The organism is Pseudoduganella sp. R-31 (assembly GCF_049913235.1).
Lineage (GTDB): Bacteria > Pseudomonadota > Gammaproteobacteria > Burkholderiales > Burkholderiaceae_D > Rugamonas.
This window is the reverse complement of record NZ_CP183986.1, coordinates 1,393,102-1,415,564: the sequence shown is the minus strand read 5'-3', so window position 1 is coordinate 1,415,564 and position 22,463 is coordinate 1,393,102. Positions and strand designations below refer to the sequence as shown.

Annotated in this window: 23 protein-coding genes and 1 pseudogene; 12 read left to right on the top strand and 12 right to left on the bottom strand. The window is 63.5% G+C overall.

Going from position 1 to position 22,463, the window contains the following annotated elements:
- The first annotated feature begins 5 nt into the window (after positions 1-5).
- From ACN9MY_RS06495 to ACN9MY_RS06470, 6 genes are read left to right on the top strand one after another with little or no spacing between them, the layout of a single operon-like run.
- A complete protein-coding gene (locus tag ACN9MY_RS06495; protein WP_426337021.1) occupies positions 6-716 on the top strand; it encodes an SPOR domain-containing protein in 711 nt (236 codons plus the stop codon).
- A 14-nt stretch (positions 717-730) separates the two neighbouring features.
- Positions 731-1,399, top strand: a complete 669-nt coding sequence (locus ACN9MY_RS06490; RefSeq protein WP_426168684.1) for a thiol:disulfide interchange protein DsbA/DsbL — start codon at positions 731-733, stop codon at positions 1,397-1,399.
- A 4-nt stretch (positions 1,400-1,403) separates the two neighbouring features.
- Positions 1,404-2,177, top strand: a complete 774-nt coding sequence (locus tag ACN9MY_RS06485) for an SDR family oxidoreductase (protein WP_426168682.1) — start codon at positions 1,404-1,406, stop codon at positions 2,175-2,177.
- The gene (locus tag ACN9MY_RS06480; protein ID WP_426168679.1) at positions 2,174-2,986 is read left to right on the top strand and encodes a biotin--[acetyl-CoA-carboxylase] ligase; all 813 of its coding nucleotides are present in this window, start codon (positions 2,174-2,176) and stop codon (positions 2,984-2,986) included. Before ACN9MY_RS06485 ends, ACN9MY_RS06480 begins: the two co-directional genes overlap by 4 nt.
- A complete protein-coding gene (locus tag ACN9MY_RS06475; RefSeq protein WP_426337020.1) occupies positions 2,983-3,756 on the top strand; it encodes a type III pantothenate kinase in 774 nt (257 codons plus the stop codon). The genes ACN9MY_RS06480 and ACN9MY_RS06475 overlap by 4 nt, the downstream gene beginning before the upstream one ends.
- 16 nt (positions 3,757-3,772) lie before the next feature.
- Positions 3,773-4,465, top strand: a complete 693-nt coding sequence (locus ACN9MY_RS06470) for an SPOR domain-containing protein (protein ID WP_426321201.1) — start codon at positions 3,773-3,775, stop codon at positions 4,463-4,465.
- Here the strand turns inward: ACN9MY_RS06470 and ACN9MY_RS06465 are convergent.
- Genes ACN9MY_RS06465 through ACN9MY_RS06440 form a run of 6 tightly spaced genes read right to left on the bottom strand, consistent with a single transcriptional unit; the run spans position 4,452 to position 11,212 of the window.
- Entirely contained in the window at positions 4,452-5,456 is a 1,005-nt protein-coding gene (locus ACN9MY_RS06465; RefSeq protein ID WP_426337019.1) for a septal ring lytic transglycosylase RlpA family protein, read from the bottom strand. The two genes, ACN9MY_RS06470 and ACN9MY_RS06465, sit on opposite strands and share 14 nt — an antisense overlap.
- Entirely contained in the window at positions 5,453-6,568 is a 1,116-nt protein-coding gene (rodA, locus tag ACN9MY_RS06460) for a rod shape-determining protein RodA (RefSeq protein ID WP_426337018.1), read from the bottom strand. The genes ACN9MY_RS06465 and rodA overlap by 4 nt, the downstream gene beginning before the upstream one ends.
- Positions 6,569-6,578: 10 nt before the next feature.
- Positions 6,579-8,666, bottom strand: coding sequence for a penicillin-binding protein 2 (gene mrdA / locus ACN9MY_RS06455; protein WP_426337017.1), 2,088 nt, complete (start codon positions 8,664-8,666; stop codon positions 6,579-6,581).
- Between the two features lie 2 nt (positions 8,667-8,668).
- Positions 8,669-9,181 (bottom strand): rod shape-determining protein MreD, encoded by a 513-nt coding sequence (gene mreD / locus ACN9MY_RS06450; protein WP_130316749.1) that lies wholly within the window; start codon positions 9,179-9,181, stop codon positions 8,669-8,671.
- Positions 9,178-10,122, bottom strand: coding sequence for a rod shape-determining protein MreC (gene mreC, locus ACN9MY_RS06445; protein ID WP_426337016.1), 945 nt, complete (start codon positions 10,120-10,122; stop codon positions 9,178-9,180). The genes mreD and mreC overlap by 4 nt, the downstream gene beginning before the upstream one ends.
- A 46-nt stretch (positions 10,123-10,168) precedes the next feature.
- On the bottom strand, positions 10,169-11,212 hold the full coding sequence (locus tag ACN9MY_RS06440; protein ID WP_028102363.1) for a rod shape-determining protein: 1,044 nt from the start codon (positions 11,210-11,212) through the stop codon (positions 10,169-10,171).
- Between the two features lie 240 nt (positions 11,213-11,452).
- Here ACN9MY_RS06440 and gatC point away from each other — a divergent pair, with 240 nt between their 5' ends.
- The 3 genes from gatC to gatB all read left to right on the top strand — a co-directional run bounded on the left by gatC (position 11,453) and on the right by gatB (position 14,814).
- Entirely contained in the window at positions 11,453-11,752 is a 300-nt protein-coding gene (gatC, locus tag ACN9MY_RS06435) for an Asp-tRNA(Asn)/Glu-tRNA(Gln) amidotransferase subunit GatC (RefSeq protein WP_426168661.1), read from the top strand.
- Positions 11,753-11,867: 115 nt separating this feature from the next.
- Entirely contained in the window at positions 11,868-13,343 is a 1,476-nt protein-coding gene (gatA, locus tag ACN9MY_RS06430; protein WP_426337015.1) for an Asp-tRNA(Asn)/Glu-tRNA(Gln) amidotransferase subunit GatA, read from the top strand.
- A gap of 10 nt (positions 13,344-13,353) precedes the next feature.
- Positions 13,354-14,814, top strand: coding sequence for an Asp-tRNA(Asn)/Glu-tRNA(Gln) amidotransferase subunit GatB (gene gatB / locus ACN9MY_RS06425; protein ID WP_426337014.1), 1,461 nt, complete (start codon positions 13,354-13,356; stop codon positions 14,812-14,814).
- A gap of 126 nt (positions 14,815-14,940) precedes the next feature.
- Here the strand turns inward: gatB and ACN9MY_RS06420 are convergent, their stop codons facing one another.
- The 3 genes from ACN9MY_RS06420 to pyrE all read right to left on the bottom strand — a co-directional run bounded on the left by ACN9MY_RS06420 (position 14,941) and on the right by pyrE (position 16,952).
- Positions 14,941-15,843 (bottom strand): alpha/beta fold hydrolase, encoded by a 903-nt coding sequence (locus tag ACN9MY_RS06420; RefSeq protein ID WP_426337013.1) that lies wholly within the window; start codon positions 15,841-15,843, stop codon positions 14,941-14,943.
- 4 nt (positions 15,844-15,847) lie between these two features.
- Positions 15,848-16,222 (bottom strand): hypothetical protein, encoded by a 375-nt coding sequence (locus tag ACN9MY_RS06415; protein WP_426321191.1) that lies wholly within the window; start codon positions 16,220-16,222, stop codon positions 15,848-15,850.
- A 73-nt stretch (positions 16,223-16,295) separates the two neighbouring features.
- Positions 16,296-16,952 (bottom strand): orotate phosphoribosyltransferase, encoded by a 657-nt coding sequence (pyrE, locus tag ACN9MY_RS06410; RefSeq protein ID WP_426168647.1) that lies wholly within the window; start codon positions 16,950-16,952, stop codon positions 16,296-16,298.
- Positions 16,953-17,000: 48 nt separating this feature from the next.
- Here pyrE and ACN9MY_RS06405 point away from each other — a divergent pair, with 48 nt between their 5' ends.
- Together ACN9MY_RS06405 and ACN9MY_RS06400 are read left to right on the top strand one after the other, a co-directional pair.
- Entirely contained in the window at positions 17,001-17,771 is a 771-nt protein-coding gene (locus ACN9MY_RS06405) for an exodeoxyribonuclease III (RefSeq protein ID WP_426168645.1), read from the top strand.
- Positions 17,771-18,469 carry a hypothetical protein gene (locus tag ACN9MY_RS06400; RefSeq protein WP_426337012.1) on the top strand — a complete coding sequence of 233 codons (699 nt, stop codon included), beginning with the start codon at positions 17,771-17,773 and terminating at the stop codon, positions 18,467-18,469. The genes ACN9MY_RS06405 and ACN9MY_RS06400 overlap by 1 nt, the downstream gene beginning before the upstream one ends.
- An 11-nt stretch (positions 18,470-18,480) precedes the next feature.
- Here ACN9MY_RS06400 and ACN9MY_RS06395 read toward each other — a convergent pair whose 3' ends face one another.
- Positions 18,481-20,685 (bottom strand): TonB-dependent receptor plug domain-containing protein, encoded by a 2,205-nt coding sequence (locus tag ACN9MY_RS06395; RefSeq protein WP_426337011.1) that lies wholly within the window; start codon positions 20,683-20,685, stop codon positions 18,481-18,483.
- 69 nt (positions 20,686-20,754) lie between these two features.
- Positions 20,755-21,345 carry an acyl-homoserine-lactone synthase gene (locus ACN9MY_RS06390; protein ID WP_426168634.1) on the bottom strand — a complete coding sequence of 197 codons (591 nt, stop codon included), beginning with the start codon at positions 21,343-21,345 and terminating at the stop codon, positions 20,755-20,757.
- Here ACN9MY_RS06390 and ACN9MY_RS06385 point away from each other — a divergent pair.
- A pseudogene (locus tag ACN9MY_RS06385) lies at positions 21,248-21,658 on the top strand (hypothetical protein); the annotation flags it as partial. The gene ACN9MY_RS06390 and the pseudogene ACN9MY_RS06385 sit on opposite strands and share 98 nt — an antisense overlap.
- A 66-nt stretch (positions 21,659-21,724) precedes the next feature.
- Here ACN9MY_RS06385 and ACN9MY_RS06380 read toward each other — a convergent pair.
- Positions 21,725-22,447, bottom strand: a complete 723-nt coding sequence (locus ACN9MY_RS06380; protein ID WP_426168631.1) for a helix-turn-helix transcriptional regulator — start codon at positions 22,445-22,447, stop codon at positions 21,725-21,727.
- Between the last annotated feature and the right edge of the window lie 16 nt (positions 22,448-22,463).

The window sequence follows — 22,463 nt, the reverse complement described above, 5'->3', positions numbered from 1 at the left end:
TCCACATGGCTTTTCGCTCCTCGCGCTTTTCTCCGCGTCTGCAACAAGGTAATACCTTGGTTGGCTTCATCATCGGCCTGGTCATCGGCCTGGTCATCGCCGTCGTCGTCGCCCTGAGCATCACCAAGGGCCAGACGCCGTTCACCGACAAGGCGCCGAAAAACGGCAAGCCGACCGATGAAGCATCCGGCCAGATCGCCGATCCGAACAAGCCGATGTACGGCAACAAGGATGCGGTGAAGAAGGCAAACAGCGAATTCGAGCGCGATAACGCGAAGCCAGCTCCAGCCGATGAACTGCAGAAGGTAGTGGACAACATCCAGGCGCAGGGCCATGCTCCGGCCAAGGCCCCGGCGGCAGCGCCAGCGGCACCGGCACCGGCGCCTGCCACCACTTCGCCCGCGGCCCCGCCGCCGGTCAACAGCGCGGCGCCACCGGCGCAGTCAGCCGCCCCGGCGCCTGCCCTGCCAGGCGAAGACAAGTTCGTGTACTACCTGCAGGCCGGCGCCTTCCGCGAAGTCGGCGACGCCGAAAACACCCGCGCAAAGCTGGCCCTGCTGGGCTTCGAAGCGACGGTGTCCGACCGCGCCACCGACGCCGGCGTGTTGCACCGCGTGCGCATGGGTCCTTTCACCCAGGTGGAGGCCATGAACAAGGTGCGCGCCAAGCTATCTGAAAACGGCATCGATGTTGCCGTCGTCCGTAATCAAAAATAAGGGAAGTGCGAGCGATGAAACTGTTTAAGCAGATCCTGGCCGCGCTCTTGTGCGGCGTCGCGTTCGGCGCCATTGCCTCTCCGGCGGCGCCAGTGGCCGGCACCGATTACGTGGTGCTGCCAGAGCCGCAGCCGGTAGACACCGGCAAAAAGGTTGAAGTCATCGAGTTCTTCGCTTACTACTGCCCGCACTGCTATGTACTCGATCCGGCCATGGCCGCCTGGGTCAAGCGACAAGGCGACAACGTGGTGTTCAAGCGCATCCATGTGAGCCGCGGCCCGTCCGTGCTGCCGCAGCAGAAGCTGTTCTTCGCGCTGGAAGCCCTCGGCCTGGTGGAGCAGAACCATGCGAAAGTGTTCAACGCCATGCATGAACAGGGCAATTCCCTGCGCAACGACGCCGCGGTGATCGACTGGGCCGCCAGCAACGGCATCGACAAGACCAAATTTACCGAAGCCTATAACGGCTTTGGCGTAGCGGCCAAGGTGCGCCGCACGGAACGCATGATGGGCGATTACCGGGTCGACTACTGGCCGATGCTGATCGTCGATGGCAAGTACATGACCTCCCCTGCCGAAGCCAACAAGAGCATCAAGCCGGTGCCAAGCGAGGCCCAGCAGCACGCCAATGCGCTGACGGTACTGGATTTCCTGGTGGCCAAGGCAAAGGCGGAGAAGAAGTAAGACCTTGAAGCGCGTTTTCATCACCGGCGCCTCCAGCGGCATCGGCGCGGCACTGGCGGCGCAGTACGCCGCCCAAGGTTGCGTTCTCGGCCTGCTGGGACGCCGCGCGGAGGCGCTGCAGGCGCTTGCCGCTACCCTTCCCAATCCGGAGCGCCACCGCTGCTACGCGGCCGACGTCACCGACCATGCGGCGCTGCGCAGCGCTGCAGAAGCTTTCCTGGCCCATGCCGGCGGCTGCGACATCGTCATCGCCAGCGCAGGCATCTCGCACGGCACCATCACTGAACTGGCGGAAGACTTGCCGGTCTTCGAATCGATCATCGCCACCAACGTCACGGCCACGGTGGCGACGTTTTCGCCTTTCATCGCGCCGATGCGCGCGCAGGGCTCTCCGGCGCGCCTGGTTGGCATTGGCAGCGTTGCCGGTGTGCGCGGCCTGCCGGGCGGGGGCGCCTACAGCGCGTCCAAGGCCGCGGTACGGGTGTATTGCGAAGCGCTGCGGGTCGAATTGCGCGGCAGCGGGATCAAGGTGGTCACCATTGCGCCGGGATATATCGATACGCCGATGACGCAACAGAACAAATATCCGATGCCGTTCCTGATGCAGCCTGCCGATTTCGCGGCCGCCGCAGCGCGCAGCATCGAGCGAGGCGACAGCTACCGGGTCATTCCCTTCGGCGCAGGCATGATTGCGCGCTTGTTGCGCGCGCTGCCGAACTGGCTGTTCGACCGGGCTTTCGCCAAGGCGCCGCACAAGGCGCGCAAGGGCACAACATGAATGCAACACCGCTCGCTGCTGCGGCAATCCGTGCGCTGGTCGCCGACAGCGCATCCCACGTCGCCATTGAAGTGGTGGACGAAACCGGCTCGACCAACGCCGACTTGCTGGCGCGCGTGCCTTGCGCGGTGCAGACGGGGGCGGCCGCATTGAGCGGGCCCGTGCTGCGCGTGGCCGAGCGCCAGACCGCAGGCCGCGGACGCGCCGGCCGCAGCTGGCTCTCCGCGCCGGGCGCATCGCTGACGTTCTCCGTCGCCTGGCCGTTCCGCGCGCCGCTGCACCGCATGGTGGGCTTGCCGCTGGCTGTCGGCGTGGCGCTGGCCGAGACCGTGAATGGACTGGGCGTGCCCGTCCAGCTCAAATGGCCGAACGATATGCTGAAGGATGGCGCCAAGCTGGCCGGCATCCTGGTCGAAACCCAGGCTGCGCCGGATGGCACCATCTGGGCCGTCATCGGTTGCGGCATGAACCTGCTGATGCCGGACGAGATGGAGGCGGCCATCGGCCGCGAAGTATCCTCGGCCCCCTGGCTGGCGCAGATGGACCGCAATGCCTTGCTGGCGCAATTGCTCAGCCGCCTGTGTGCGGTGCTGGCGGAATTCGACGCTACCGGCTTTGCCGCCTTCACCGAACGCTGGAACGCGCTGCAGGCCTGGCGCGGGCAGCCGGTACGGCTGCTCGACCAGGGCGAAGTCCAGCAGGAAGGCCTGGCCGCCGGCGTGGATGACCAGGGCCGCTTGCTGCTCGACACGCCGGCTGGCCGCGTGGCCGTGCTGTCGGGCGATGTTTCGCTGAGGCTTGCGCCATGAGCTACCAACTGCTGATCGATGCCGGCAACACCCGCATCAAATGGGCGCTCATTGCCCCCGGCGCCGCCCTCGGCGACTGGCTGGTGCAAGGTGCGCACATGCATGCTGACGCCGCCGAGTTCCCGGCGGCACTGGCCGGTGCCTTGGCCGGTGCGCCCGCTGCGCCCGGCATCAGCCGCGTGCTGGTCGCCAACGTGGCCGGCCAGCCCGTGCGCGACCTGCTCGCCGGCTGGCTGTCCGCGCCGCAGCTGCAGGTCGATCCGCAAGCCGTCGAATGGTTCGCCTCCATCCCGGAGCGTGCCGGCGTCCGCAATGCCTACCGTAATCCCGCGCAGCTTGGCTGCGACCGTTTCGCCGCGGCCATCGGCGCCCGCGCCCTGTGCCCGGGCAAGGCCATCGTGGTTGCCAATTGCGGTACGGCCACCACGATCGACGCGATCACCGCAGACGGCACTTTCCTGGGCGGCATGATCCTGCCGGGCCTGGGCCTGATGGCCACCTCGCTGGCCAGGAACACTGCCCAGCTACCGCAGATCAAGCCCGGCAAGCTGCCGGAAGGCTTCGCCGACAACACCGACGACGCCATCCTGTCCGGCTGCCTGGCCGCGCAAGCCGGTGCGATTGAACGCGCGTTCGAGCTGCACCAGGCCGTAGAATGTATTATTTCCGGCGGCGCCGCGCCTTACGTCGCGCCAGCGGTCCCCGTGCCGCACCGCCACGTCGAGAACATTGTGATGATTGGACTGCACGCTGCCTTGCGCAGCGCCTGACCCGTATGGAGCGCCCGTGCTGAAACTGATATTTGCCCTGCTGCTGGTCGCCAATGCCGCGCTGTATGCGTACGGCGAGGGCTACCTCGGCCAATTCAGCGGCAACGAGCATGAACCTGGACGCCTGCAAAAGCAGCAGAATGCCGACAAGCTTCAGTTGATCAGCGCCAGCAAGGCCGAAAGCGCGGTAGCAGCACTCGCCCCGCCACCGCCGGTACCGCGCGACGAGCCGGCCACCGTCGCCTGCGTGGAAGTGGGCAACTTCGCGCTGGACGAGGCGCGCAAGTTTGAAAACCGCCTGGCGCCGCTGGAACTGGGCGACCGCCAGCAGCGCCGCAACGTGGCCGAACAGGAAGTGTCGAGCTACATCGTGCACATCCCGCCGCAAGCCAGCCGCGCTGCCGCCGAAAAGAAGGCGGACGAGTTGCGTGAACTCGGCGTCACCAATTTCTTCATCCTGAACGATAGCTCGCCGCTGAGATGGGGTATCTCGTTGGGCGTATTCCGCACCGAGGCAGCCGCGCAGGCGCAACTGGCCGCGCTGGTCAAGCAAGGCGTGCAAACGGCCCGCGTGGCGCCGCGCTACACCAGCAGCAAGCAGGTGTACTTCCAGTTCCGCGACCTCAGCGAAGACGCCAGGACGCGCATCGCCAAGATCACCGCCAAGTTTCCCGAGCAGGAAACCCGTTCCTGCTCTAGCGCTCGATAACGATAGGCCTGAGCTTCAGGCTTGAAGGCAGCGCCTTGCCGGCTGCCTGCGCATCTTCGCGGCTCGCGTAAGGGCCGGCGAACAACCGGTAGAATTTTCCAGCCTGCTCGACGTCGAGCTTCAGGCTGGCGTCGCTTGCTTCCAGCCGCTTGCGCAGGCCGTCGGCGCCGTCCTCGCGTGCATAAGAACCCAGCTGCAGGTAGAAGCCCTGCTCGCCTGCACCGCCCAGCAACACCGGCCTGGCTTCGTCGCCATTGGAGGACGCCAGCATGGGCGCCGCCTTCGGCATGCTTTGCGGCGCCTGGGGCGTCGTCACCGAAGCGGTGGCCGCTGCGCTGCCGCCAGCCTTGCGCGCCGCGATCATGCGCTCGATCTCGGCCGGCGGCAGGTGCACCACTTCAAGCTGGCTCATGCCGTTGACCAGCAGGCCAAGCTTCAGCGCCGCCGTATAGGAAACGTCGATGATTCGGGTGGAGTGGAATGGCCCGCGGTCATTGATGCGCACCACCACAGAATTGCCGTTGGAGACATTGGTCACGCGTGCATAAGAAGGAATCGGCAGCGTCGGATGCGCCGCCGTCATCTTGTACATATCGTAGATCTCGCCGGACGAGGTGCGCTGGCCATGAAATTTCTTGCCATACCAGGTGCCCAGTCCGCGCTGCTTGAAGTCCGAGCCAAGCGGGATAGGCTTGTAGGTCTTGCCAAAGACGACGTAAGGACGATTGGAGTAAGGCGCGAGAGGATCGTTGCGCACCTCAGCATCAGGCGTCTCAAGCAAGCCCGATGGCGGGTTGTCGCCCGGGCCGTCGTCCTGGTAGTAGGCGCCGCGCCCCGAGCCAGCCGCCGGCAGCACCGGAATGCCCGGTTGCGGCCTGGCCGTCACGGGCGACGGCGGCTTGCGCGAAGTGGAGTCGGTCTGCGTGGTACCGCAAGCGGCCAGCAGTGCGGCTGCCGCAAGCGGCAGGAGTCGGATTGCGTGCTTCTTCAAGTTTGCACCAGCTTTCTATGTCGCTGGATCGACATCAGGATGCCCGATGCCAATCCGAGTGTCAGCAGCGCAGTGCCGCCGTAGCTTATGAACGGCAGTGGCACGCCCACTACCGGAAGGATGCCGCTCACCATGCCCATGTTGACGAAGGCATAGGTAAAGAAAATCATCGTGATCGCGCCCGCCAGCAAGCGGGTAAACAGGTTCGGAGCGCCCGAGGCGATCATCAGCCCGCGGCCGATCAGCAGCAAGTAGAGGAACATCAGCACCAGGTTGCCGATCAGGCCAAACTCCTCGGAAAACACGGCGAAGATGAAGTCGGTGGTACGCTCGGGAATGAACTCCAGGTGGGCCTGGGTGCCCTGCGTCCAGCCTTTGCCTGTCACGCCGCCGGAGCCGATGGCGATGGTCGACTGCAGGATGTGGAAGCCCTTGCCCAGAGGGTCGGACGTCGGGTCGATCAGCGTCATGATCCGCTCGCGCTGGTAATCGTGCATCATCGACCAGGCCACCGGCAGGCAGGCAGCGCCCATCACCACCAGCGCGAGAATGGCTTTCCACGCCAGGCCGGCCAGGAAAATCACGCAGGCGCCGGCCGCCACCACCAGCAGCGCCGTGCCCAGGTCGGGCTGGCGCGCGATCAGGAACACCGGCACCAGCAGCAGTACCGCGCCCAGCGCATATGCATGCCAGCGCATATGCCCGTGGCGCTGCTGGAAGTACCAGGCCAGCATCAGCGGCACTGCGATCTTGGCGAATTCGGAAGGCTGGATCTGCACGAAACCCAGGTTGAGCCAGCGCCGCGCGCCCAGCTTGATGGTGCCAAACAGGGCCACCGCAAGCAACAGCGAAATCGTCACCACATAGGCCGGCAGCGCAATGCGCATCATGTTTTGCGGCGAAATATTCGCCACGAACCACATCACCAGGAAAGACATGGCGATGTTGCGCAACTGGTCTTCGATCTTGCCGGGAATGCCGATGCTGGCCGAATACAGTGCGACCAGGCTGGTCGCCAGCAGCAGGACGATGACCAGCATCAGCGGGCCATCGAATACCGTCACGTACGGACGCATGCGCCGCCACAGTGAACGCCTTTCATTGATTGGCATGCTGCCTCCTTTATTCTCTCTTGCGCGACGGGCCGGCCGGCGGCTTCTGGTCCGCCGGCGCTGGCGCCTGCGGCACCGGTGCAGGCGTCTGCGGCGCTGCCGCTGCCGGCTGTCCACCTGCCTGGCCTTGCTGCTGCGCGCGTCGCTCGGCAGCGGCATCGACGTCCGCCTCAGGCAGGTCTTCCACCGGCACGGTGACCGCATCTTCCTTCGGCACCGGCGTCGTTTCCTTTTCCGTCGGGCGCTTGCCCAGCAGCCAATAGTCCAGCACTTTACGCGCAATCGGCGCGGCCACGGCGCCGCCGAAGCCTGCGTTCTCCACGATCAGCGCCAGCACGATCTTCGGCTTGTCTGCCGGTGCGAAGGCGGTAAACCAGGCATTGTCGCGCAAGCGTTCATCCAGTCGCGCGGCGTTGTACTTTTCATTGGCCTTGATCGCCACCACCTGCGCGGTGCCGGTCTTGCCGCCCACGCTATAGCCGGCATTCAGGAAGGCGCGGTAGCCGGTCGCACCAGGCTCGGTGGTCACCCCCACCATCGCATCCTTGATGAAGTCGATGTTGGCCTGCTTGAGCGGGATGCGGTAGCTTTCCTTGGGCACGGTCAGGGTGCGCTTGCGGGTACCGCCGTCTTCAAGGATCTTGACCAGGTGCGGCTTCATGACCACGCCGTTATTGGCCAGGTTGGCCACCGCGTGCGCCACCTGCAGCGGCGTGTAGTTGTTGTAGCCGGAGCCGTTGGAGACCGAAATCGTGTCGCCGCCCACCCATTTGCCTGCCGCCGGGTTCTTCTTGAAGCGCTGGCGCTTCCATTCCTGAGACGGCAGCACGCCTTTCTTCTCGTTTTCCAGATCAATTCCAGTAAGCTGGCCGAAGCCGAACGGCGCCATGAAATCATGGATCAAATCGATGCCCATGTCGCGGCCCAGCATGTAGTAGTAAGTATTGCAGGACACGACGATGGACTTGCGCATGTCGACCATGCCGTGCCCGCCCACCACGTCGTCACGGAACTTGTGGGTGCCAAGGTAGAAGAAGCCCGGGTCCGCAATCGCCTGACTGGTGGTGCGTTTGCCGGTTTCCAGCGCCGCCAGCGCCATGAAGGGCTTGAAGGTGGAGCCCGGCGCATAAGTGCCGGACAGCGGCCGGTTCATCAGCGGCTTGTCGAGCGAGGTATTCAGTTCGTTCCAGCTTTGCGCATCGATACCGTCCACGAACAGGTTGGGGTCGTAGCCGGGGCGCGAGACGTAAGCCAGCACGTCGCCGGTGCTCGGCTCGATCGCCACCAGCGCGCCGCGGTATTCGCCGAAAGCTTCTTCCGCGATCTTCTGCAGTTCGATATCGATCGACAGGATCAGGTTGGAGCCCGGCGTCGCAGGCGTGCGCGACAGCGTGCGGATGGCGCGGCCGCCGGCGGTACGCTCCACTTCCTCGTAGCCGGTCACGCCATGCAGTTGCCGTTCGTAGCTCTTTTCCAGGCCTTCCTTGCCGATATGTTCGGTGCCGTTGTAATTGGCTTCGTACTCGGTTCCTTCCAGCGCCTTTGATTCAGCCTGGTTGATGCGGCCGATATAGCCGACCACATGCGAGGCCACCTCGCCCAGCGGGTACTGGCGGAACAGGCGAGCCTGGATATCGACGCCCGGGAAGCGGAAGCGGTTGGCGGCGAAGCGCGCCACTTCCTCGTCGCTCAGGCGGCTGCGCAGAGGTACGCTGGTGAAGCTTTTCGATTCTTCCATCAGCTTCTTGAAGCGGCGGCGGTCCTTGGTGGTGATCTCCACCAGCTTGGCCAGTTCGTCGATCACGTCCTCCATCGGCGCGGCCAGCTTGGAGGGCGTAATCTCCAGCGTGATCGCAGAGTAGTTCCGCGCCAGCACCACGCCGTTGCGATCGAGGATCAGGCCGCGGCTCGGTACGATCGGCACCACCGCGATGCGGTTATCCTCGGCCTTGGCAATGTAGTCATTATGCTTGATGATCTGCAGCCAGATGAAGCGCGCTAGCAGCAGCGAAAAGCAAAAGAACACCAGCCCGCCCAGCACGGACAGTCGCACCCGGAAGCGGTGCAGGTCTTGCTCTGTATTCTTGAACTCGGTCATGCTCAGATCGGGCGGGTGTGGTCTTTGTCCACGGCGCGGCGCTGCGGCGCCAGCAACAGCATGGTCGCCAATGGCCACAACAGCGCTGCCACCACGCTTTCAATGAAGAAGAACCAGCCAGGGAATTTGCCGGCCACGATGAAGCGCACCACCATCTGCACGGTTTGCGCCAGCAGCAGCAGCGGCAGCACGTGCAGGATCTGCGTCGTCACGCGGAACCACAGGATCCGGCGATGCAGCATGATGGCGAAATAGGACAGCAGCGTATAGGCCAGGGCGTTCTCGCCCAGCAGCGAAGCGTCGTGCACGTCCATCAGAAGGCCGAGGAAGAACGCGGTGCCGATGCCGACCTTGCGCGGCTGGTGCACGCCCCAGAACACCAGCGTCAGCGCCACGAAGTCCGGCGCCGCGAAGAAGCGGCCCCACGGCAGCATGTTGAGCAGCACCGCGCAGAACAGGCTGAAGAAAATGAACAGCGGGCTGACCGGCAGCAGGATGTATTGTGGACGGTTCATCGGGTTGCCTCCTTCGGCGCTTCTGCAGCTTCCGCCTTGACCTTTTCCTTGTCTTTCTTCTTCGGCGGCTTGGCGGCCGGCTCTTCTTCCGGAGGGCGCGGCGGCATTTCCGGCAGCGACATCAGGATCAGCAGCGCGGTATTGCGCTCGGTACCGGCCAGTGGCGCGCACACCACGCGGCCGAAGGCGCCGCTGGCATTGCTCTCCACCTGCACCACGCGCGCCACGGCCAGGCCGGCCGGATAGACGCCGTCGATGCCGGACGTAATCAGGATATCGCCGACCACCACGTCCGCTGTCGGCGCCATGAAGCGCAAATCGAGGTTGCCCGACTGGCCGCGGCCAACCGCCACCGAACGCAGGCCGTTGCGCAGGATCTGCACCGGAATCGCCTGCTCCTTGTCGGTCAGCAGGGTCACTTCGGAAGTGAACGGGAACACGCGCGTCACCTGCCCCACTACGCCCTGGTTATCGATCACCGGCAAGCCGGCAGACACGCCATGCTGGATGCCGCGGTTGAGGATCACCTTGCGCGTGAAAACATCGCGCGCTTCGTAAAGGATTTCAGCCAGCTGCGACTTGCCAGGCACGCGCTGCTGCGCATCGAGCAGCTTGCGCAGCTGGTTGTTCTCAGCCTGGTAGAGCTGCGCCTGCTGCAAGGCCTGCGAAGCTGCGATCTGTTGCTGCTGCAGCACGCTGACCTGCTTCTCCAGCTTCGACAGCGTGGAGAAGTAGTCGCCCATGCCGCTGATGGCGTCGCGCGGCAGCAACGCAATCTTCTGCAAGGGATAGAGGACAAAGCCGACGCCCTGCCGGACTGCCGTCAGCGCATTCACGCGTGAATCGGCCAGCAGCAGCGCAATCGAAATGCACGCGAACACCATCATCTTGAAACGGGCGGACGCGCCTTGCTTGAACAGTGGCGGTGGACTGTATTCCATGTCTTCCAATTGATAAGGGCAGCTTCCGCTGCCCTTTTACTCAACCTTACTCGTAGGAGAAGATGGACCCCAGCTGGTCCATGCGCTCCAGCGCCAGGCCGGAGCCGCGCACCACGCAGGTCAGAGGGTCTTCTGCCACCAGCACCGGCAGGCCGGTTTCTTCCATCAGCAGGCGGTCCAGGTCGCGCAGCAGGGCGCCGCCGCCGGTCAGCATCATGCCCTTTTCGGCGATGTCTGCACCCAGTTCCGGCGGGGTCTGCTCCAGCGCGTTCTTGACGGCGGAGACGATGTTGTTCAGCGGGTCGGTCAGCGCTTCCAGGATCTCGTTGGACGAGATGGTGAAGGAGCGCGGGATGCCTTCCGACAGGTTGCGGCCCTTGACTTCCATTTCCTTGACTTCGGAGCCTGGGAAAGCGGAACCGATGGCCTTCTTGATCGCTTCGGCGGTCTGTTCGCCGATCAGCATGCCGTAGTTGCGGCGGATGTAGTTGACGATCGCTTCGTCGAACTTGTCGCCGCCCACGCGCACGGAGCCCTTGTACACCATGCCGCCCAGCGAGATGATGCCCACTTCGGTGGTGCCACCGCCGATGTCGACCACCATCGAGCCGGTCGCGTCGGACACTGGCAGGCCGGCGCCGATCGCCGCTGCCATTGGCTCTTCGATCAGGTACACCTGCGATGCGCCCGCGCCGAGGGCCGATTCACGGATCGCGCGGCGCTCCACCTGGGTCGAGCCGCAAGGCACGCAAATGATGATACGCGGCGATGGGCGGAAGAATTTGGAGTCGTGCACCATGCGGATGAACTGCTTCAGCATCTGCTCGGTGACGGTGAAGTCGGCGATCACGCCGTCTTTCATCGGGCGGATCGCCTCGATGTTGCCGGGTACCTTGCCCAGCATCTGTTTTGCTTCTTTACCAACGGCCTGGATCGTTTTCTTACCGTTTGGACCACCTTCCTGGCGGATCGCCACGACGGAAGGCTCGTCCAGCACGATACCGGAGCCGCGGACGTAAATCAGGGTGTTCGCCGTACCCAGGTCGATAGCCAGGTCAGACGAGATATAGCGACGTAAAAAACCAAACATGAGTGTCCTGTAGGGCGCTGTGCGCAAAATTCGTTATATATGAGGTATCCGGTCAGATGCGGCCAGGCGGGTGTTCAGCACCAGCAGCGCATTAACCCGCGATTGTACCTTATAATCTACAGGTTATTTGCCCTAAATCCACTCTATTGTGCGAGCACGCAACCGTTGATTTATGCGGCGTTCGCCGCGATTTAACTGGTGATAGGCAATCAATCCAATAAATTACATTTTGACAATTCCATGTCCCTGACACTGAACGACGTTGAACGCATCGCCAAACTGGCCCAGTTGGAGATGGACGCTGAACATTCCGCCAATATGCTGGACAAGCTGAACGGCATTTTCGCGCTGGCCGAGCAGATGCAGGCCGTGGACACCGAGGGCGTCGCCCCGCTGTCCCACCCGCTGGCCAATGCCATGCAGGTTGCCCTGCGCCTGCGCGAAGACGTGGCAACCGAACCGAATCGCCGCGAGGAATACCAGCAAGTGGCGCCGAAGACTGAAGATGGCCTGTACCTGGTGCCGAAGGTGATCGAGTAAAACCGGTAAGGCGGTGTCAGACCCGCAGGGTCAGACACCCGGCCCGCAACTGCCGCGTATTGGTGTCTGACCCTGCGGGTCTGACACCGGTTTACTGGTTTAAAGAGGAAAACGAATGCACACCAAAACAATCAAAGAGCTGTCCGAGCTCCTGCAAAAAAAGGAAGTCAGCGCTGTCCAGCTGGCGACCCACTTCCTGGACCGAATTGAAAAAAGCGACCTGAACGCATTCCTGCACGTGGACCGCGCACTGACGCTGGCCCAGGCCGAAGAAGCCGACAAGCGCATCGCAGCTGGCACCGCCACCCCGCTGACAGGCGTGCCGATCGCACACAAGGACATTTTCGTCACCAAAGGCTGGCGCTCGACCGCCGGCTCGAAGATGCTGGCCAACTACGTCAGCCCGTTCGACGCCACCGTGGTGCAGAAATTCCAGGACGCCGGCATGGTCACCCTCGGCAAGCTGAATTGCGACGAATTCGCCATGGGCTCCTCGAACGAGAACTCGGCCTTCGGCGCAGTGAAAAACCCGTGGGACAAGTCTGCCGTTCCAGGCGGCTCCTCGGGCGGCTCTGCCGCAGCCGTGGCAGCCCGGCTGGCTCCTGGCGTGACGGGCACCGACACCGGCGGCTCGATCCGCCAGCCTGCAGCCTTCTGCGGCATCACCGGCATCAAGCCAACCTATGGCCGCGCCTCGCGCTTCGGCATGATCGCCTTCGCCTCCTCGCTCGACCAGGCAGGCCCGATGGCGCAAACTGCGGAAGACTGCGCGCTGCTGCTGTCGGCCATGACCGGCTTCGACGAGCGCGATTCGACCAGCCTGTCCGCTGAACAAGGCAACGCTGCCGAAGACTTCACCCGCGACCTGGACAAGCCGCTGGCCGGCCTGCGCATCGGCGTGCCGAAGGAATACTTCGGCGAAGGCCTGGCTGCCGACGTCGAAAAGGCTGTGCGCGCCGCGCTGGCCAAGTTCGTGGAACTGGGCGCCACGCTGGTCGACATTTCGCTGCCGAACACCGCGCTGTCGATCCCTGCCTACTACATGATCGCCCCGGCGGAAGCCTCGTCCAACCTGTCGCGCTTTGACGGCGTGCGCTACGGCCACCGCGCCGAGGGCTACAAGGATTTGCAGGACATGTACAAGAAGAGCCGCGCCCAAGGCTTCGGCCCTGAAGTGCAGCGCCGTATCATGGTTGGCACCTACATCCTGTGCCACGGCTACTACGACGCCTACTACCTGAAAGCGCAGAAGATCCGCCGCAAGATCACGCAGGACTTCGCCAATGTGCTGGGCAGCCAGTGCGATGTGATCATGGGTCCAGTGGCACCGACCGTGGCCTGGGACCTGGGCTCGAAGGCAGACGATCCGGTAGCGAACTACCTGGCCGACATCTTCACCCTGTCCACCAGCCTGGCAGGCTTGCCTGGCATGTCCATCCCTTGCGGTTTCGGCGAAGGTGAGATAAACGCCAACCGCCCGGTCGGCCTGCAGATCATCGGCAACTACTTCGCTGAAGCGAAGCTGCTGAATGTGGCCCACCAGTTCCAGCAAGCTACTGACTGGCATAAACGCGCGCCTTCTTCGATTTAAGGAAAAGAATATGGAATGGGAAGTCGTCATCGGTATTGAGAACCACGTACAGCTCACTACCGACTCCAAAATTTTCAGCGGCTCGCCGACCAAGTTCGGCGCCGAACCAAACACCCAGGCCAGCCCGGTCGACCTGGCGCTGCCAGGCGTGCTGCCAGTGATGAACAAGCAAGCCGTCGACCGTGCGATCCGCTTCGGCCTCGCCGTCGGCGCCAAAGTAGCCCCGCAGTCGATCTTCGCCCGCAAGAACTATTTCTACCCTGACCTGCCGAAGGGCTACCAGATCTCGCAGTTCGAAGATCCAGTCGTCCAGGGCGGCCAGCTGACCTTCGGCTTCGAGAAGGACGGCCAGTTCGTCACGCGCACCGTGAACTTGACCCGCGCTCACCTTGAAGAGGACGCAGGCAAGTCGCTGCACGAGGACTACCACGGCATGTCGGGCATCGACCTCAATCGCGCCGGCACCCCGCTGCTGGAGATTGTTTCCGAACCGGAGATCCGCTCCGGAGCCGAAGCAGTGGCTTACTGCAAGGCCCTGCACGGCCTCGTGATGTGGTTGGGCATCTGCGACGGCAATATGCAGGAAGGCTCGTTCCGCTGCGACATCAACGTGTCCGTGCGCCCGAAAGGCCAGAAGGAATTCGGCACCCGCTGCGAAATCAAGAACCTGAACTCTTTCCGCTTCATCGAAGAAGCCGTGCACGTGGAAGTCGCGCGCCAGATCGAACTGATCGAAGACGGCGGCAAGGTGGTGCAGGCGACCCGCCTGTACGATCCGGACAAGAAGGTCACCCGCGAAATGCGCACCAAGGAAGACGCGCAGGACTACCGCTACTTCCCTGATCCGGACCTGCCGCCGCTGACCATCGGCGCCGACTGGATCGAGCGTGTAAAGGCATCCATGCCGGAACTGCCGGCCGTGATGCGCGCGCGTTTCGTGGAAGAGTACAAGCTGCCGGAATACGATTCGCTGGTACTGACCGCCTCCAAGGGCATGGCCACCTATTTCGAGGCCGTGGTTGCTGCAGCAGGCAAGGAGAACGCCAAGGCTGCCGCCAACTGGCTGATGGGCGATGTGTCGTCGACCCTGAACCGCGAAGGTGTGGAGATCACTGAAGCGCCGGTACTGCCTGCGCAGCTGGCCGGCATGCTGAAGCGCATCGCCGACGGCACGATCTCCAACAAGATCGCGAAGGAAGTATTCGGCGCAATGTGGGAAGCCAAGTCGGAAGACCCGAACCTGGTCGATGCGATCATCGAGCAGAAAGGCCTGAAGCAGATTTCCGACACCGGCGCGCTGGAAGCTATCGTCAACGAGGTTATTGCCAACAACGAGAAGTCCGTTGAGCAGTACCGCGCGGGCAAGGAAGCGGCCATCAACGCGCTGATCGGCCAGGCGATGAAAGCCTCGAAAGGCAAGGCCAATCCGGCCCAGCTGACCGAGCTGCTGAAGAAGAAGTTGGCTTCTTAAACCCTGTAATCCTGGGTCTGACCCGCAGGGTCAGGCCCCGTCTGCGGCACAGCCAGGGGTTGCGGTTGTGCGATTTTGATCTTCGACAAAAGTCAAAGGACTAGAACCAACACCGCGGCCGCGAGATCATACAGGGTCAGACACTTGTGTCTGACCCTGGTTTACCGGTTTTGGCAGGTGCCCGCACATCCAGCGAAGAATATCCGCAAAGATCTCCTCGCGATTCACCTCATTGAAATTCTCGTGATAGTTCTCATGCTGTACATGGCACTCCAGCAGCTTGGGATCAATCATCGCCAGCAGGTCCAAGGTAGCCTTCGGATCAGCCAGTTTGTCATCCCCAGCAACGACCGCGTATAAAGGCCAGCGCCAGGTCGGCATCTTCTCCGCCAGACCTTTCTGCGCGCCCTGCAGCGCCACGCCAAACCGCACCGTGCACTCGCGCGCCCGCACATCGTCCGCCTCGTCGCGATGATGACGCGCCGTAATCGACGGATCATGCGTCAGCACATCGGTCAGCGACGCCATCGGCACCTTCATGGTCGGCGCCAGCGCCGCCAGCACGCCGGACAGCTTCTCCAGCACCGCCGGCACCTTGATCGCATTCACGTAATAAGGCGACGACAGCACAAAGCCCTTCACCAGCGGATCACGCTCAAGCCTCTCCAGCCCGAAGAGCGTCGCAATCAGCGCTCCCATCGAATGCCCCATGATAAACACGGGCACGCCCGGGTAATGCTGCTTGACCCAATGCAGGAACAGTTCCACTTCCTCGATAAATACCCCGAAGTCCGGAATATCCACCCGGCGCGCATTCTCATGTCCGCACAGGTCGAACGCCACGGTAGCAAAACGGTGCTGCTTGAAATACAGCGCCGGCGTCACATAGTCGCCCGCATGCGCAAGTCCGCCGTGGATGGCCAGCAGCACGCCGGCCGCAGGCTTTTCGGGCTCCCAGATATGGATCTTGCGTTCGGCGCCATTGCGCCCCTTGAATGTGGCGAAGCGGTCTTCGGCGAATCGGTTCATGCGGTCACGAGGAAATGCTCAGCGCGATGCCCATCTCCAGCAACAGCGAGAGGTCGGCCAGCGTGAAATCAAGGGTGGAAGCGCCCTGGCTGGGCGCGGCGGGGGCGAAAGCAACGCGCAATTCAGCCTGGATCGGCGCCACATCGAAAGTGATGCCGCGCGCCTGGCATTCGTGCAGGTAGGCGCGCACCTTGCGCATCAGGCCGTCCGGATCGGGGTCGGTGCCCAGCGTGGCATAAAAGCCGTGGTCAAGGCGGGTGCGGCCGGTCGGGCTGGTGTCGCCCTTCTTCCAGTCGCTTTCGGGCTCGCTGGGGAGCCCGTCCCGCACGTCTGCGACCGCGCTTTCGTCGCCGTACACCTTGAGCGTTGCGATGTTCATTACTTTCCTCGATCTAAATGTTGTAAGGAAGCAATCACAGTCTAGCACAACGCCCGGCTGGCGCCAGCGTGGCTTATTCCACGCCGTACTTGCTACGGTATGCGGCTACCGCGTCCTTGTACTGTGCAAGCGACGGATCGGCCGACAGGTAGGCAAACAGGTCGGACAGGTTGCCGATCGAGATCACCGGGATGCCGTAGTTCTTGCTCACTTCCTGCACCGCCGACAGCTCGGACATCTGGCCATCCTTGCCGCCGCGCTCCATGCGGTCGAGCGCGATCAGTACGGCGCAAGGCTCGGCGCCGGCGTTGCGGATCATCTCCACGGATTCGCGCACCGAAGTGCCGGCCGAGATCACATCGTCAATGATGACAACCTTGCCAGTCAGCTTGGCGCCCACCAGGGTGCCGCCTTCGCCGTGGTCCTTGGCTTCCTTGCGGTTGTAGGCGAAGGAGGTGTTGCGGCCTTTGCCTGCCAGCGCCATCGAGGTCGCGGAGGCCAGGGTGATGCCCTTGTAGGCCGGGCCGAACAGCATGTCGAATTCAACGCCGGAGTCCAGCAGGGTCTGGGCGTAGAAGTCGGCCAGGCGGGCCAAGGTCGCGCCGTCATGGAACAGGCCGGCGTTGAAGAAATAGGGCGATTGCCGCCCTGCTTTGGTCGTAAACTCGCCGAATTTCAGCACTCCCGCCTGTACGGAAAACGCGATAAACTCTTGCCTCAAATTGCTCATAGTGCACCCATCTCTGTTCAAAGTGCCGATATTTTAACCGGAACACCTATGCCAAAAATCATTTCCGCAAACCTGAACGGTATCCGCTCCGCCGCCAAGAAGGGCTTTTTCAACTGGATGGGGACGATCGACGCCGACATCATCTGCGTGCAGGAATTGAAGGCGCAGGCGCCGGACATGACCGAGGAATTCCTCAACCCGCACGGCTACCACGGCCACTTCCACTACGCGGAAAAGAAAGGCTATTCCGGCACCGGCATCTACAGCAAGGTGGCGCCTGACCGGGTGATGATCGGCTTCGGCAGCCCCGAGTTCGATGCCGAAGGCCGCTACGTGCGCGCCGACTTTGGCAACCTGACCGTTATTTCGGTGTACTGCCCGTCCGGCTCTTCGTCGGAAGAGCGCCAGCTGGCCAAGTTCCGCTTCATGGACCTGTTCCTGCCTCACCTGCAGCAGTTGCGCGCCGAAGGCCGCGAGTTCGTGATCTGCGGCGACTGGAACATCGCCCACAAAGAGATCGACCTGAAAAACTGGAAGGGCAACCTGAAGAACTCCGGCTTCCTGCCCGAAGAACGCGCCTGGATGACCAGGCTGTTCGACGAAGTCGGCTACGTCGACGTGCACCGAGGCCTCGACCAGCGCCCCGAGCAATACACCTGGTGGTCCAACCGCGGCCAGGCCTACGCCAAGAACGTGGGCTGGCGCATCGACTACCACGTCGCCACCCCTGGCATCGCATCCAAGGCGCATACCGTGTCGGTCTACAAGGACGAAAAGTTCTCCGACCATGCACCTCTGATCATCGAGTACCACGCCTGATGCGACGCTCGCTAGCCGCTTTGCTGCTCACTTGCGCCGGCACTGCCGGCGCGGCCGATACGGCTGTCATCATCGACAGCACCCGGTCATTCGTGCCGAATTCCATTCCGCGCAATGCGGCCTGGCTGGGACTGTTCTGCCGGAAGCTGGAATGCGAACTGCGCCCCGTCGGCGTTGATGTCGGCACAGGCAGCGCCAAGAATATCCTGGACGAAGATGAAAGCCTGGACAGCGTCGCCATCGACGGCAAGTCGCGCGCGGTATTCGCCAACCTGCCGCTCAAGCCCGGCAAGGTCGTCACCTGGCACGCGATGAACGACGAGCAGTATTTCGGCAGCCCCCAGTACGAAAAGTTGCGCAAGCTGGGTAAATGGAGCTTGCCCGGAGGAGCGCAGCCGCTGGTGCTGTCCTGGGTGAAAACGGCCGAAGGACGCAAGCGCTACCACCTTACCGGCGACTCCGCCAAACAGTTCCTGTTCGCCGTTGACGCGCTTGGCCATTACGAAGGCGACACCACGCCCGTCGTCTACTGGGCCGGCGACCTGGATGGCGACGGCAAGGGCGACCTGCTGCTGGCCATCCCCGACGACAATTGCGGCTACGACGAACGTCTTTACCTCTCCTCCGGCACAGGAGAGGGCAGCTTGCTGCGCAAGGCCGCGCACACCAGCGGCCGCGAACCCGCCTGCGGGTGCTGAACAGCGGCCGGCTACAGTTTGATTTCCAGCGCAAAGGTGTAGCTTGGACGCGATTTCTTCGCCACCTCCAGCATCGCCCCATCCTCGGAAGTAGTGGTGCGCCCCGACCACTGCGAGGCAGCGTTGGTGGCTCCCAGGCGCAGGCTGGCTTGCGGGTTCAGCGTCCATTGCGCATACAGGTCGATGGCCCGGCTGTGGGTCAGCGCCAGCGCCTGCGACATGGTCTGCTGCGTGACATAGCCGGGCGTATAAGACAGGTTGGCGCCCACTGCCAGCGGCAGGCTGCGCGCCCGGTAATCGAAGCCGAAAGTGCCGGACCAGGGCTGCTGGCCATCCAGGCGGCTGTTGGGCAAAGGCACAGCATCCACCTTGCTCTTGTAAAAGTTCACGCTCCCCCTGAGCTCGAGGCGCGTCTTCGGATCGATCCATCCGGGTAGCAATTGCGCCGCCGGGCCTTTCAGCTCCAGCTCGACGCCGCTGCTGCTGGCGCGCGACAGGTTCACGGGCCGGCTGACCCAGCGCGGCACGCTGGCCCAGTCGGGATCTTCCAGCGTGGTGACATTGCGTACCAGGTCTTTCACCCGGCGGTGGAACACGCCAATGCTGAACAAGCCTCCTCCGTTGAAGTAGTGTTCGTAGGCCAGGTCAAGGCCGCTTGCCAGTTCTGGCCGCAGCAAGGGATTGCCGACCCGGTCGGCTGCCACCGAATCGTTGCCCTGGCTCGGCAAGGGGTAGATGCTGCTCAGGGTGGGCCGCGCCAGCATGGCATACAGGTCCGGCGCCTTGTAGCTGCGCGTCAGGCTGGCGCGCAGCACGTCGCGTCCCTTGGCATCGGGCTTGAAATTGATATGCAATAAAGGCGACAGCACCGCGCTGTGGTTGCGTACCGGGCGCTCCAGCGTGTCGCTGCGCGTGGTGATCGCTTCGCGCCGTATGCCGCCGTACAGCAGCCACTGTTCGGACAGTTCCCACTCGTCCTGCAGGTACCAGGCTTGCCGCCTGATGCGGGCTGACAGCGGCAAGCCGTCGATCCCCGGCAACTGGTCGGCCCCGAGCACGGTGATGCGGCGCTCATCGTCGCGGCGCCTGGTCTCCAGTTCCCAGCCGGCCGACAGCCGGTGCTGCTCCCCCACCAGCTGGCCGACCTTGCCCGACTGGGTGAAACTGCGGTCGCGGCTGTCGCCCACGCTGCGGCGGTAGGGCTGGCCCGCGCGGAAAGTCTGGTTGTCGAAATCATTGGCAGCCTCGCCACCGGTAAATTTCAGCTCCAGCTTGCGGTCGGCAGCAAAACGCCGCTGCCACTGGCCGCTGAGGCGATGGTTGCGGGAACTGCCCGAATTCCGGCTGGGGTCCTCGAACAGCGCCGGCGAACTGGCCGCCAGGTTATCGAACTGCACCTTGCTGTGCCAGTCGGAGCGCTGCAGCAAGGCTTGCAGGTTCAGGCCCTGCTCTTCGTCGATGCGCCAGTTCAGCTGCGGCGAGGTGTTGACGCTGTGGCCCCACATATCTTGGGCGGCCAGCTGGCGCGCGAAGCCGGTGTCGGCGCCGGCTTGCGGCACCAGCCGGCTGGCCCGCATGTCGGCCCGGCCATGGTATTCGTAGGCCGACAGCGGCAGCGAATAGGACAGGTCGCCGGCCCGCGCGCTATACAGGGCGCTGGCATTGGGCGTGGGATGCTCGACACCGTAGGCCATGCCGATGCGCACGCTTTGCTGGACTTTTTTCGGCACGCTGCGCAGCACGATATTGATGCTGCCGGCCATGGACTGCGCACTCTGGTCGGCGGTGGCGGCCTTCTGGATGTCGATGCGCTCCACCTGCGCCGGGTTGAGCTGCTCCAGCGAGAAGCCGTTGGGCGCCGGCTCGCCATTGAGCAGGATCTGGGTATAGCCGGCGCCCAGGCCGCGCAGGCGCGGCTGGCCGTTCTGGATATCCACGCCGGGCAGGCGGCGCACCACCTCATTCAGGCTGTTGTCGCCGAACTTGTCGATCTCCTCGCGGCCAAAAGTCTGCCTGGCCACCGTAGCGTTGCGGCGCAGGTCAAGGTCGCTTTGCGGGCGGGTCTTGACTTCCACCCGGTACATCTTGGTGTCAAACGCCGAACGCGAATTGGGATCGGCGCCGAGCGGCACCTCCTGCGCAGCGGCTGTGCCCAGCTGGCACAGCATGGCCATGCCCACTGCCGCGGCAATGGGCTTCTTGTCGAAATTCGTCATGGAGCGGTACTTGGAAATGGTCGCCACAGTGTAGGGGCGGCGCCGCTGCCGGCGCCACTGGCAGATCTGCTAGTTCAGCAAGGTGGTGCGCGCCAGGCCAAGCGATTCCATCGACGCTTCGATGTCGACGTAGATGGCGACCGCGCTCTCGCGCCCCATGGTGAGGGGAGCGCCAAGGCGGCGGGTGACCAGGCCGGCGCGGCGCAGCATGCGCTCGATCGCCGTGGCCGTCACGGTGACATACTGGGACACGCCGTGCCGGTGGCCGTAGCGGATGATCTCGGCGATCGACTGCATGGTCATGGCGGAAAATCCGAAGCTCGATACGCCGTCGGCCTCGACCGCGAAGCGGCTCAGCTCCCAGACCTGCGGGTCTTCCGGCGCCGGCTGGCCATGCAGGAACTCCGGGAAGGTGTCCTTCAGCATATACGGACCTGTGGTCGGCAGCAGGCGCCAGCAGCCGCGCAGCATGCCGCCCTCCTCGCGCATCATCATGTAGTAAGGGTCCATCGCATCGTAGCCGTCGATTTCCATGCCGCTCAGGACCGGCACCTTCCAGCCCATGCGCTCGCTGAATACCTTGGCGCGCAGGCGGTGCATGGCAAACAGGTCCGACTGCAGGAAGGCGTTGCGTTCCGCGATTTCGATGTTCAGCTGCATGATGGCTCCTTGTGGTGGGATCGAAGAGCCTTCATTTTTATGCACCATGCATACGGCGGGAACTAGCAGATCTGCTAGCTCGACGGCGCGGCCGCCGGTGCTAAGCTTGAACCCCGATCCCTTCAGGAACATCACCCCTATGAGCCGAATTCCCGCGCGGCTGGCAAGGCGCGCCGTCAGTGAGCAATTGCGCTGGCTGCGTTTATCCCGGCGCGAAACCCAAGGCGAGTTCTGGGCCCAGTTCGGCGTCACCCAGTCGCAAGGCAGCCGCATCGAACAAGGCAGTTGGGTGCCAGCCCCGCTGGCGATCCTGCTGTCGCTCTACCTGGACATGCACATCAGCGAAATCGACCTGGCAGCCGCGCGCCGCCGCGCCGCCTTATTCGGGCGTGACCAGGCCGGCCGCGATGGATTTGACAATGGCCTGCTGGCGCGTGCTGACATCGAACTTGCGCATGATGTTCGCAAGGTGGAAGTTGACGGTGGCTTCCGAGCGGCCCAGGATGCGTGACACTTCCCACGATGACTTGCCGGCCGCCACCCACTTCAGGCATTCGAGCTCGCGCGCCGTCAGCTTGACCGCCGGCGCCGGCGCGCCCTTGGCCGACGTGAACTTGCGCGCCGATTCCTGGGCGTAGTCGCGGATCAGGGACAGGCTGGCCAGCGTATCGAGCTGGCCGGCGCCGGCCGTGCGCTGCTGCTGGTCGCTGACGAAACTCAGCATGCCGAATTCGCCGGAGCGTCCGTGCACCGGCAGGGTCACGCCTGAGCGCAAGCCATAACTGGCCGCCTGCTCGTAGAACTGCTGCTGGCGCTCGCCCTGGAAACTGGCCGGCTGCCAGATGATGGGCAAGCCGCTGCCAAGGCAATGGCTGACCGTCGGATCCACCGCATGCAGCTGCAGCTTGTCGTAGGCGGCGCGCCATTCGCTTGGGTAATTGCTCACAAGAAAAGCCGATTCCAGCGGCTGCGCCTTGTTGGGCACCACGCCGAACAAGGAATATTCAAAACCCAGTTGGGCTGCAAGCTCAGCCAGGGCTTGCGCCCATTGCGTATCGCTTTGCGCCTCCATCAACGTGTGCAGTTGGTCCAGTTCCAGCACCTTGCCTCCCCTTCGT